11 protein-coding genes are annotated in these 11826 nt (G+C 33.5%); 5 read left to right on the top strand and 6 right to left on the bottom strand.

The annotated features are described in order from the left end of the window. The first annotated feature begins 57 nt into the window (after window positions 1-57). The gene (locus DG435_RS11820; protein ID WP_106795056.1) at window positions 58-495 is read left to right on the top strand and encodes a phosphate-starvation-inducible PsiE family protein; all 438 of its coding nucleotides are present in this window, start codon (window positions 58-60) and stop codon (window positions 493-495) included. A gap of 3 nt (window positions 496-498) precedes the next feature. Next, window positions 499-1176 (top strand): potassium channel family protein, encoded by a 678-nt coding sequence (locus DG435_RS11815; protein ID WP_024771390.1) that lies wholly within the window; start codon window positions 499-501, stop codon window positions 1174-1176. A gap of 6 nt (window positions 1177-1182) precedes the next feature. Here DG435_RS11815 and DG435_RS11810 read toward each other — a convergent pair whose 3' ends face one another. From DG435_RS11810 to DG435_RS11785, 6 genes are all read right to left on the bottom strand, one after another. Further along, window positions 1183-2445 carry an FAD/NAD(P)-binding oxidoreductase gene (locus tag DG435_RS11810; protein ID WP_106795055.1) on the bottom strand — a complete coding sequence of 421 codons (1263 nt, stop codon included), beginning with the start codon at window positions 2443-2445 and terminating at the stop codon, window positions 1183-1185. 98 nt (window positions 2446-2543) lie between these two features. Beyond that, on the bottom strand, window positions 2544-2906 hold the full coding sequence (locus tag DG435_RS11805) for a rhodanese-like domain-containing protein (protein WP_369871969.1): 363 nt from the start codon (window positions 2904-2906) through the stop codon (window positions 2544-2546). A gap of 142 nt (window positions 2907-3048) precedes the next feature. Next, entirely contained in the window at window positions 3049-4464 is a 1416-nt protein-coding gene (locus DG435_RS11800; protein WP_108840612.1) for a rhodanese-like domain-containing protein, read from the bottom strand. Window positions 4465-4529: 65 nt separating this feature from the next. Further along, window positions 4530-6269, bottom strand: coding sequence for a SulP family inorganic anion transporter (locus tag DG435_RS11795; protein ID WP_106795059.1), 1740 nt, complete (start codon window positions 6267-6269; stop codon window positions 4530-4532). A gap of 67 nt (window positions 6270-6336) precedes the next feature. After that, the gene (locus tag DG435_RS11790; protein ID WP_024771395.1) at window positions 6337-6972 is read right to left on the bottom strand and encodes a Crp/Fnr family transcriptional regulator; all 636 of its coding nucleotides are present in this window, start codon (window positions 6970-6972) and stop codon (window positions 6337-6339) included. Continuing rightward, window positions 6969-7367 (bottom strand): DUF983 domain-containing protein, encoded by a 399-nt coding sequence (locus tag DG435_RS11785; protein ID WP_106795060.1) that lies wholly within the window; start codon window positions 7365-7367, stop codon window positions 6969-6971. The genes DG435_RS11790 and DG435_RS11785 overlap by 4 nt, the downstream gene beginning before the upstream one ends. 698 nt (window positions 7368-8065) lie before the next feature. On the opposite strand from DG435_RS11785, the gene DG435_RS11780 reads away from it, so the two are divergent. The 3 genes from DG435_RS11780 (at window position 8066) to DG435_RS11770 (ending at window position 11816) form a co-directional block, all read left to right on the top strand. Continuing rightward, window positions 8066-9706 (top strand): TldD/PmbA family protein, encoded by a 1641-nt coding sequence (locus DG435_RS11780; protein WP_024771397.1) that lies wholly within the window; start codon window positions 8066-8068, stop codon window positions 9704-9706. Between the two features lie 32 nt (window positions 9707-9738). After that, complete coding sequence (locus tag DG435_RS11775; protein WP_106795061.1) at window positions 9739-11055, top strand: TldD/PmbA family protein; 1317 nt, start codon at window positions 9739-9741, stop codon at window positions 11053-11055. Between the two features lie 140 nt (window positions 11056-11195). Next, window positions 11196-11816: a DUF4159 domain-containing protein gene (locus tag DG435_RS11770; protein WP_106795062.1), complete on the top strand. Its 621-nt coding sequence runs from the start codon at window positions 11196-11198 to the stop codon at window positions 11814-11816. Window positions 11817-11826 lie beyond the last annotated feature (10 nt).

Raw genomic sequence — 11826 nt, 5'->3', positions numbered from 1 at the left:
AGAATAAAATTTTCAAAGACTATTTCATTTTTAAATAGCCTAAAAACAAAATACACTATGAATTCTAAAGTTTTAAATATAGTAGAGAAAATAGAACGAGTTATTATTTTGGTATTGCTGTTCTCTCTATTATTGGTGGTATTGTACTCTACAATAGTATTTTTAGGATTATTGTTTAATGGGATATTGTCTGATATTCATAATTCATTTTCTGAGAATAATATTCTCATTCATCTACATAAAATATTTGGAGGTTTTATGCTGGTACTTATTGGGATAGAGTTAGTACATACGGTAAAAATGTATCTCAAGGAAGATGTGGTACATGTAGAAATTGTTTTATTAGTTGCATTAATAGGAATTTCAAGACATGTGATTGATCTAGATTTTAAACATTTAGAACCTTTAACTATTATAGGAATAAGCGCCCTTATTTTAGTTTTGTCTGTTGGATATTATTTAATAAAAAAAGGAATGGGAATCAAGAGTAATTAGAGTATGATAGAAAAGCTATATCCATATCGTTTCGAGATTTTCTTTTTTAGTCAAGTCACAATTCTTTTTGGATCATTAATCGTTCCATCGGTTATATTCGAGAATATTGTATCTCCTATTTTGTTTCAAATTAATCTTTTGGCAGGGATTTTACTACTGTCGAAAAAGAAAAACCTAATGTGGTTTTTTATTGTATTACTCCTTGTTTCTGGTGTTGTTTTTGGCTCAAGCTTGTTGGAAAATAGAAATGAGAGGTTTTTTAATTTTATAAGAATGATTACCTATTTTTTGTTTTATGTGGTGGTTACCTTTGAGATTATAAAACAAGTTTGGAAAGCCGAATTTGTCAATAAAAATGTAATCTTAGGCCTGATAAGCGGTTATGTCTCATTGGGGCTTATAGGTTTTTTTATTTGCATAAGTATAGAAATGGCAGATCATGGTTCGTTTAAAGGTTTGATTGTTAGTAGCTCTAACCCCGAGATGATAACAGAAGAACTAATGTATTACAGTTATATCACAATGTTAACTATTGGGTACGGAGATATAGTTCCGGTAACGGTTTTATCTAAAAAAGCCGCTATACTTATTGGGTTAATTGGGCAGTTTTACTTGGTGATTGTTACCGCTATTGTTGTTGGAAAATATATCAATCAGTTACACAATGAAAAAAATAGTTGATACAGATTATACATCTTTTCCTTTTAGCATTTTATTCCAATATAGATAAGGTAACATGAATTTTTTAAACATGTATAACCTCCAATGTTCTTTAGCACTAGTAAAGACTAACATTCGTTTTAGTTTTGGGTCTGGAGTGAAATTTCCTTTGTAATCAAATTCTGCTAGTGTCATTTTTCCATATCCGGTAACCAGAGGACAAGAGGAATATCCGTTATACTCTTTATTGCTAGCTTCTTGATTTTTAATTAATTTTAAAATATTATCAGCTATAACCGGTGCTTGTTTTCGTATTGCAGCACCAGTTTTTGCTGTAGGAAGTGCAGCAACATCTCCTAATCCAAATATGTTGGGGTATTTATTATGTTGTAGTGAATGGTGATTTACATTAAGCCAACCAGCATCATTAACCAAAGAAGAGGTTCTTATAAATTTAGGTGCAGCTTGTGGGGGAGCAATGTGTAACATATCAAACGGAAGTTTAATAATATTATCTTCTGTAGAAACCTCACCGATTGTAGCATCTTCATTAATAACACATTTGTTTTCTTCGGGAGCTACATGTCTAAAATATATAAGCTTATTTTCAGCATCTATTTTATGAGGAGCATAGAAAGGTTTGAAATGAATACCATATCTACCAATGACCTTCATTAAGGTCTCTCGAATAGGCTTAACTCCAAAAATAACAGAACCAGGAGTTGCAAAAATAACGTTAGATGTAGTTTCAATACCTTTTTTCTTGAAATAATCTGCGGCCAGGTAAGCAATTTTTTGAGGAGCCCCTCCACACTTTATAGGGGTTGTTGGTTGCGTGAAAATAGCATTACCTCCTTTAAAATTTTTAAGAACTTCCCATGTATGTTTTGGATTCGTATAATTACTGCAAACAACACCTTTGTCTAATGCTTCCTGAAGTCCTTCTATCATCGATGGCTCCATTACTAATCCAGGAGCAACTACCAAATAATCATATGTTATATTTCCGTTGGATTTTGTATATACAGAATTGTTTTCTGGATCAAAAGAAGAAGCGAAATCCTTAATCCAGTTTACTTTTTTAGGCATTACAGATGCCATAGACTTTGCAGTTTTTTTATACTTGTACGCTCCAGCACCTACCAAAGTCCAGGCTGGTTGATAGTAATGTGTGTCTGCGGGCTCTATAATTGCAATATCTAAACGACTATCTTTTTTAAGTAAACGAGCAGCTGTCATAATTCCTGCAGTACCGCCTCCTATAATGAGAATTTGATAATGTGATTTCATTTATGCCTTCTTTGTGTTAGGATATTAAAAGTACTTTCAATAATTTATTATTATGGTAACTTTGGTTACACAAAATAAAAAATCAATGTTCTGGCGTGTTAGTCTTTATGCTTTTCCCAAGCAATATATCCGCCTTTTAGATCTATAATATTTTTAAATCCTATTTCTGCTAATATTACTGCTGCTTTCTTACTTCGATTTCCACTTCTACAGTATACATACAAAGGCTCATTTTTATCAAATTCATTGAATGAAGATTTAAATGCTGTTTGTTTAAAAAAATCGATATTTAAAGCATTATCAATATGATCGGTATTATATTCATATGGTGTTCTTACATCTACTAATTGTAGATCTTTTTTCCCTGAAATGGCTTCTTTGAATGCAGGAACATCAATTTTGGTAATGGCATCGGTTTGTCGATTTTGTATTCTAAAAAGAGTCTTAAAAATTGACATCATAGCTGGGTTATATTAAAGTAACTATTTTACAATAACTTTTGTTTTATACGGGTAGTAACTTAAATTCGCATAATACATTTAAAAATAAACACCCGAATCTGTTCATTTTAAATTCAGGTGTTTTACTTCTAATTTCTATACATTATAATAGTGTAGTCGGACAGATATATTCTGATTTCGGAATATTAGTCTTTGCAATTTCTGCAAATCCACCAATTATATCAACAAACTGATTCCACCCTCTTTGTTTTAAAATAGAAGAGGCTATCATGCTTCTGTATCCCCCTGCACAGTATAATACAAAGGGCTTGTCTTTAGGAAACTTTGCTAAATGTTTATTAATCTCATTTAATGGAGTATTTATAGCATCAATGATGTGTTCTGAATCGTATTCGCTTTTTTTACGGATATCAAAAACTAAAGGTTTTTCTTTGATATAGGAGTTTTCAAATTCTTCTGCAGTGATTCTTTTTGAAGTTTCGAATTCTTTTTTCGCATCTTTCCATGAATCAAAACCATTATTAAGATATCCTATGGTATAATCATATCCTACTCTTGATAACCTGGTAATTGCTTCTTTTTCCTTTCCAGGGTAGGTGATAAGCAATATTTTTTGTTTCACATCGGGAATCATTTCTCCCACCCATTGAGCAAAACTTCCTTCCAAACCAATATTAATACTGTTAGGAATGAATCCTTTAGTAAAATCTTCAGCATTTCGGGTATCAAGCATTAATGCATCCGTTTCAGTGGCTATCACTTCAAAAGCGTCTGGAAGTAATGGTTTTATTGCTCGATCCATTACTTCATCAAGACTATCGTATCCTTTGATGTTCATTAAGACATTTTGAGGAAAATACCCTGGAGGAGCAGTTAATCCAGTAAGTAGTGCATCGATAAATTCTTCTTTTGTCATGTCTTCGCGTAAAGCATAATTTACTTTTTTCTGATGCCCAAGAGTATCAGTAGTTTCTTTGCTCATCATTTTACCACAAGCAGAACCAGCCCCATGATTAGGATATACTATCAGATCGTCACTTAGAGGCATTATTTTATTGCGAAGAGAGTCGTATAAATGACTTGCTAATTTTTCTTCAGTTAACTCAGATACGACATGTTGAGCGAGATCTGGGCGGCCTACATCACCTATAAATAATGTGTCTCCGGTAATAATCCCATGTTCTGTTCCTTTATCATCTATGAGTAAGTATGTGGTACTCTCCATGGTATGACCCGGAGTATGAATTGCTTTTATTTTATACTCTCCAATTTTAAAAACCTGGCCATCTTCTGCAATCGTTGCATTATATCCTGGTTTAGCACTAGGGCCAAAAACAATTTCTGCTCCTGCTTTTTTTCTTAAGTCAAGATGCCCACTCACAAAATCTGCATGAAAATGAGTTTCGAATACATATTTTATTTTTGCATTATCTTCTTTTGCGCGATCAATATAAGGCTGTACTTCTCTAAGGGGATCAAAAACTGCAGCTTCTCCATTATTCTCTATATAGTAAGCAGCGTGGGCTAAGCAGCCCGTATAAATCTGTTCTATTTTCATAAGTATTTACTTTTAAAAGGTTTAATAGTATAAAGGTAGTATGGATGCTATTCTTATACAGTTACTTATGTTACAGAAGGTGCTTTTTTTGTTTGGAGAGAAATTTTTTCTTGTATAGCAGTCTTTTTACTTGCATTATTGCAGTGATCATATGCTTCATAAACTTTTACAAAAAGATTTTCTTTACCTATACACTCTATAAGACCACTGCTAAATATAATATCCCTTGTTGGTCCTATTGCCCCGGCAATGATAAACTGAATATCTTTACTTTTGAGATCTTTGACAATCTGTTTGAGTACATGTACAGCACTGCTGTCGATATAATTTATGGCTTCTGCATTAAGAATAATGGTGTTTAGCTCTTTTCCTTTTAAATCAACCTGCTTATAGAGCTCTTTTTTGAAATAATCTTTATTTCCGAAATACAACTGAGCATCAAAACGAATAATCAGAATATACTGTTGCGTTTCAATATCATTACTAAAACGATTAATGTTTTTGAAGTAATTGGTTCCTTTTATTTTCCCCAAAACTGCAATGTGAGGTTTTGAAGTTCGGTAGACTAATATCAATAAAGAGAATAGTACACCAGATAGTATTCCTTCTTTAATACCAATGATAAGAGTAATCAAAAAGGTGAGAAGGAGAAGGCCAAATTCATCTTTTCTGTTTTTAAAAAGTACAATAGGATATTTTAGATCGATTAACCCAAATACTGCTACCATAATTATAGCTGCAAGAATCGCGTTGGGTAAAAAATAAAAAAGAGGAGTTAGAAATAATAAAGTTAATCCAACTACAACAGCGCTTATAATTGGTGCTATACCTGTTTTTGCGCCAGCTTGATCATTAACTGCTGTTCTGGAAAAACCACCTGTTGTTGGATAAGATTGAAATAAGGAGCCGATAATATTAGATGTTCCAAGAGCAATTAGTTCCTGATTCGGATCGACTTCATATTCTGTATGTTTTTCTTCTACTGCTTTGGCTACAGAAATAGCTTCCATAAACGCAATAAGAGCCAAAGTAAAAGCTATGGGCACAAGTTCTGAAATTCTGGAATAATCAACAGAAGGTATCCCAAATTCTGGCAATCCCTTTGGTATTGCACCAACAATTTTTACGCCCAGATCATCTATACCCGAGGTATAAACACCAACGATTCCAAGAATAACTACAATTAATGCCGCAGGGATTTTTCGGTTTATTTTTTTTATAATCTTGATGAGCACAATTGCAAGAATACCAATACCCAAGGTCAAAAAATTAGTTTGATCTAAGGTTTTGAATGCGTTATGTAACAAAATATGCACTTGGTTGCTACGCTCAATTTCTGTTCCTAATACATGTTTTAATTGGCTAAGTCCAATAATAATTGCAGCAGCAGAGGTAAAGCCACTTATGACTGGTTTGGATAAAAAGTTTACCAAAAACCCCATTTTTAATACTCCCAGGATAAACTGAATACTACCCATAAAAAGAGAGAGAAAAATTGCCATAGTTATATATTCGTCAATACCTGAAAGCGAGAGTGCACCCAATCCAGACGCTACAAGAAGGGAATCCATTGCTACGGGCCCTACTGCCAATTGTCGAGAGGTGCCCATTATAGCATAGACCACTTGCGGAATTAGCGCAGCGTATAATCCAAATACAGGGGGCAGACCTGCAATCATGGCATATGCCATTCCTTGTGGGATAAGCATTATACCAACAGTTACACCTGCTGCAATATCTCCTGATAAAAACTTTTTTTTATAATCAGGAAGCCATTGAAAAACAGGAAGATATCGTTTTAACATGTATGTGCAGATTTATAACTAAAAGTAATTGAATAGTAATATATGATCAGTAACATTGGTTACATAGCTATGATAAATCAAGAATTTTGATATAATTTCTATGTAATTCTATTTTATCTATTTGTTCTAGTTTTTTTAATAAACGAGATATTACCACCCTCGAACTATGTAGCTCCTGTGCAATTTCCTGATGTGTATTACGAATAATATACTCTTTATTAACTCGTGATTTTTCCTTAAGATAATTAACCAGACGTTCATCCATTCTATCAAATGCAATACTATCTAAAGTTATAAGGAGTTCGTTTAATCGATTATGATAACTTTCAAAAACAAAATTCCTCCAGGATTTGTATTTGGCTGTCCATTCTTCCATTTTTCTAATAGGAATCATAATGAGTTTGGTATCTACTTCTGCTATTGCCCTTATTTCACTTTGGGTTTGACCAATGCAACAGGTCATTGTCATCGAACAAGTATCACCTTGTTCCAGGTAATATAACAGCAATTCGTCTCCTTCTTTGTCTTCTCTAAGTACTTTTACTACGCCAGACACAAGCAATGGCATCCCTTTAATGTAATCTCCAATCTCGATCAATTTGTATCCTTCAGGAACTTCTCTAAAAGTCCCGACTTGTAGTATGTCATTTATCAAAGCGTTTTCAAACTGGCGTCCGTAGCTGTTTTTCAATTCTTGAATCATTTGGAATCTTGTTTGGCTTTGGCTATAGATGCATCATAGGTAAAGAAAAAATTAGCCCAAATTAATTTTGAAATAGCTCCGATGTATGGCATTAAAAGTATAAGGGCTACAACAATAGTGATAAAAATATACGTTGGAGCCAGATCTAATCCAAACAGTTGTATGAGGATGAAAACAGCTACACTTATGGCTATACCAACTGCATAAGAGACGTACATTGAACCATAATAAAAACTTGGTTCTATACTATATTTTAACTGACAGGAAGGACATCTCTTTTTTACCTTATTGAAACGCCCCAAATGATATGGATTAGCTTCTAGAAATGACCCATTATGGCATCGTGGGCATTTTAAAGACAATATGCTATATAACTTTGAACCTTTACCAAACATGTTGATGAATTTTGGATAAAAGTAAAGCATCATAAAAATAATATCAGTAACAAAGGTTACATATAAAAAAGATGTTTTTAAGTTTAGGTAAGGGTGTTACAACGCTTTCAGTTCATTCATGTAAATGATACTTAGTGTTATAAATAGGTAATCATCATGGATACGATTTAAGATTTTGATAACTATTAAGTTAAAAATGTAAAAGTTTAACAAAATTTTAAATATACTCAGATTCGGTGATTCGGGTATTTTGTTGGGGATTTTTTGATAATATATTAAATGACTTTTTTTGATTTAAAATATTGATAATTAGGTGGTTATGTGTTTTTGGTGAATAAGGTGATTTTTAGATACGAAAATTCTTACTCCTTTTTTAACATTTTAAGGCACTATTGTTATTTGACATAAATTTTCTACTTTTAATGCTGTGCTAAAAATAAAAAACTGACCTTATTGACTTCTTTTTAGTATGATATGGTTTTTAGTATGGGGGATACTATTCAAGAGTAAAGAAACTAGTATTAGTTTTTGACTATTTCTAAAAAAATAAAAAATGTATTTCTTCATAAAAATAGACATTGCTTTAATGATTTATGTCTATAAATTTAGATTAGTACCTATTGAATTAATTAAAAAAGAAAAAAATCGCAACTAATAATTAATTAAATATTCATTCAATCAAAAAAGGAGGTTTATATATGAAACGAAGAGACTTTGTTAAATATGCAGGAATAGGATCAGGCGCTTTAATGATGCCTTCCCTGATGATGGGGAATAATATTCCGGTAGAAGCATTGCTAAATCCTGGTATGGATGTAGCAATCAAAAAGAAATTAGCGGATGTAGCGTTAAACACCGCAAAATCCATGGGAGCATCATATGCAGATGCCAGAATAGGAAGGTATTTAAATCAATATGTGTTTACCAGAGAAGATAAAGTACAGAATGTGGTAAATACAGAATCTTTTGGTATAGGGATTCGAGTGGTAGCAAATGGTACATGGGGCTTTGCTTCTACGAATAATGTTTCGGATGCAGGTATCAAAAAAGCAACCGAACAAGCTATCGCTATTGCTAAAGCTAATTCAAAGATTCAGAAAGTTCCTGTGAAATTAGCGCCGGTGCAGTCATATGGAGAAGTATCCTGGAAAACTCCAATTAAAAAAGACTTTAAAAATGTACCAGTTTCAGAAAAAGTAGATCTTTTACTTAGTGCTAATGCAGCAGCGTTGAAAAATGGTGCAAACTTTGTTAATTCAGGTCTTTTTATGGTAAATGAACAGAAGTATTTTGCTTCTACAGAAGGATCTTATATTGATCAGGACGTACACCGTATATGGCCAACTTTTACAGTAACAGCTATAGATCGAGCATCTAATAAATTTAAATCACGTCAGGCAATGAGTGCACCTATGGGAATGGGGTATGAATATATGGATGGTTTGGATTCTGAAAAATTAGAAGGCCCTGCTGGACTAAGACTATATAGAGGTAGCTATGATATGATAGAGGATGCTACTCTGGCAGCCAAGCAAGCAAAAGAAAGACTTACTGCCAAATCTGTTGAAGCTGGTAAATATGATCTTGTTTTAGAACCTAATCATTTAGGGTTAACAATTCATGAGTCTGTAGGTCACCCATTAGAATTGGATCGTGTTCTTGGATACGAAGCCAATTATGCAGGTACAAGTTTTGCTACACTGGATAAATGGAAATCAAAGAACTTTAAATATGGAAGTGATATTGTAAATCTGGTAGCAGATAAAACACAAGTAGGATCTCTTGGAGCTGTTGGATATGATGATGAAGGAGTGAAAACTAAGCAGTGGGATCTGGTACGTAATGGTATATTAACCAACTATCAAGCTATTCGTGATCAAGTACATATGATTGATCAGAACGAATCGCATGGTTGCTGTTATTCTCAGAGTTGGAATGATGTACAATTTCAGCGTATGCCTAATGTCTCATTAGAGGCTGGCAAAGAGAAATATGGTGTTTCTGACATGATTAAAGATGTAGAAAAAGGTATTTATATTGCTGGTAGAGGGTCATACTCTATTGATCAGCAACGATATAACTTTCAATTTGGAGGAACTGCATTTTACGAAATTAAGAATGGAGAGATTGTAGGAATGTTAGATGACGTTGCCTATCAATCTAATACACAGGAGTTTTGGAATTCTTGTGCCAAAATATGTGATAAGAGTGATTATCGCATGTTCGGTTCATTTTTTGATGGTAAGGGCCAGCCTTCTCAGATAAGTGCTGTATCACATGGTAGCTCTACTACCAGGTTTAATAATGTAAATGTGATCAATACGGGTAGAACTATTTAAAACATTGTTTTACAATAAATACAAAAAACATCATGGCAATATATACAAAAGAAGAAGCAAAGCAAATTATGGAAAAAGCATTAAGCTTTTCTACAGCAGATGCTTGCGAAATTAATTTAAACGGAAGTGAAAGCGGTAATATCCGCTATGCGCGAAATACGGTATCTACCGCTGGTCACAGATCTAATCAAACCTTGGTAGTACAATCAAATTTTGGTAAAAAATCTGGCACAGCGACGATTGACGAATTTGATGATGAATCTTTAAAGAAAGTAGTAAAAAGAGCAGAAGAGCTGGCGAAACTTTCTCCAGAAAACCCAGAGTTTATGGAACCTCTAGGTCCGCAAACCTATGATGAGTCTATTACTTTTAGTGAAGCAACTGCAAACATTACACCAGAGTATCGTGCTAATGTAGCAAACAGTAGTATTGAACCTGCTGCAGCCAAGAAAGTTACAGCTGCCGGGTTTTTTGATGACTCCTCAAGATTTAGTGCAATGCTAAACTCTAAAGGGTTGTTTGCTTATAATAAATCCACAGATTCTAATTTTACCGTTACTATGAGAAGTAATGATGGTACCGGATCAGGTTGGGTATCGAGAGATTACAATGATATTAGTAAATTTAACGCTGGTGAAGCTTCAAAAATAGCGATAGATAAAGCGTTGATGTCTAGAGAAGCTAAAGCAATAGAACCAGGTAAATACACTGTAATACTTGAACCAGCAGCATCAATTGGCCTATTGGGTAATATGGGAAGATCTTTAAATGCCCGTAGAGCAGATGAAGGACGAAGTTTTATGTCTAAAGAAGGTGGAGGAACTAAGTTAGGAGAAAAAATCGTAGACGAACGAGTAAATATATGGTCAAATCCTTTAGATCCTGAAGTTCCTACCAGTACCTGGAATGGGCAAGGGCAGCCATTGAAAAAAACTAGCTGGATAGAAAAAGGAGCAGTGAAAAACCTTGCATATAGTCGATATTGGGCAGAACAAAAAGGAGTGAAACCTGTGCCTTTTCCTTCTAATTTTATTATGCAGGGAGGCGATGCTTCTCTAGAAGATCTTATCAAGAATACGAAAAAGGGGATTTTGGTTACCAGATTATGGTACATTAGAAATGTAGATCCTCAAACTCTTTTATATACTGGTCTTACAAGGGATGGAACGTTCTATATCGAGAATGGAAAAATAAAGCATCCGATAAAGAATTTTAGATTCAATGAGAGTCCGATCATTATGCTTAATAATCTTGAGACACTCGGTAAGCAAGTTAGGATAGATGGTAATTTAGTGCCTTATATGAAAATAAGAGATTTCACATTTACCAGCTTGTCTGATGCGGTATAACTTTAATTCATAACATAAACTGGTCATTTTGATTAGCTTCATTTTGACCAGTTTTTTCTTTCTTAACGATCTTAATCTTTAATTGTAATTTGTATTACAAAGGATTAATATATTTCTGAAAGTTAAAATAATAAACTGCATTGAGTAACAAGTTTTTCTTTACACGATTACAATATGAGTCAGGAGATTGGGATGTAGATCAAAGAATGCCTTCTAACCTTTTAAACTCCCTGGTGGAATATACTACCCTGAAAGTAGATACACAAGAAAGAATCATCACTTTAAGCAGTGATGAGATATTCAAGAGCCCATTTTGCTATATATCAGGGCATAAACTTGTACAGTTTACTAAGAAAGAAAGAGAGAATTTTGAGAAGTATGTGAATAATGGGGGGTTCGTATTTGCTGATGATTGTAATCACGATATCGATGGTTTATTTTCTAAATCATTTGAACGTCAAATGGAAGATATTTTTGGCCCTCGGCAATTAAAAAAAATCCCTAATGATCATGAAATATATAATGTATTCTTCGAATTTGAAGATGGCCCGCCTACTACTTCACAGGAACTTAACGGGTGGGGAGATGATATTGTACATGATTATTTAAAAGCCATTGAAATTAATGGTAGGATAGGGGTCCTGTTCAGTAATAAAGATTATGGTTGCGAATGGGATTATGATTTTAGAAATAAACGATGGTATAAAATTGATAATACCCGTTTTGGAGTAAATATAGTGATGTATGCATTGACATCATAAAAGAAGATGT

The sequence above is a fragment of the Aquimarina sp. Aq78 genome (assembly GCF_900299525.1).
Classification (GTDB): domain Bacteria; phylum Bacteroidota; class Bacteroidia; order Flavobacteriales; family Flavobacteriaceae; genus Aquimarina.
This window is presented reverse-complemented; position numbering and strand designations above follow the sequence as displayed.

Excerpts from the sequence above, each read along its gene's own strand:
- DG435_RS11785 (WP_106795060.1), bottom strand. The coding sequence starts at position 7,367 with ATGTTTGGTAAAGGTTCAAAGTTATATAGCATATTGTCTTTAAAATGC.
- DG435_RS11805 (WP_369871969.1), bottom strand. The coding sequence starts at position 2,906 with ATGATGTCAATTTTTAAGACTCTTTTTAGAATACAAAATCGACAAACC.
- DG435_RS11800 (WP_108840612.1), bottom strand. The coding sequence starts at position 4,464 with ATGAAAATAGAACAGATTTATACGGGCTGCTTAGCCCACGCTGCTTAC.
- DG435_RS11775 (WP_106795061.1), top strand. The coding sequence starts at position 9,739 with ATGGCAATATATACAAAAGAAGAAGCAAAGCAAATTATGGAAAAAGCA.
- DG435_RS11780 (WP_024771397.1), top strand. The coding sequence starts at position 8,066 with ATGAAACGAAGAGACTTTGTTAAATATGCAGGAATAGGATCAGGCGCT.
- DG435_RS11790 (WP_024771395.1), bottom strand. The coding sequence starts at position 6,972 with ATGATTCAAGAATTGAAAAACAGCTACGGACGCCAGTTTGAAAACGCT.
- DG435_RS11810 (WP_106795055.1), bottom strand. The coding sequence starts at position 2,445 with ATGAAATCACATTATCAAATTCTCATTATAGGAGGCGGTACTGCAGGA.
- DG435_RS11815 (WP_024771390.1), top strand. The coding sequence starts at position 499 with ATGATAGAAAAGCTATATCCATATCGTTTCGAGATTTTCTTTTTTAGT.
- DG435_RS11795 (WP_106795059.1), bottom strand. The coding sequence starts at position 6,269 with ATGTTAAAACGATATCTTCCTGTTTTTCAATGGCTTCCTGATTATAAA.
- DG435_RS11820 (WP_106795056.1), top strand. The coding sequence starts at position 58 with ATGAATTCTAAAGTTTTAAATATAGTAGAGAAAATAGAACGAGTTATT.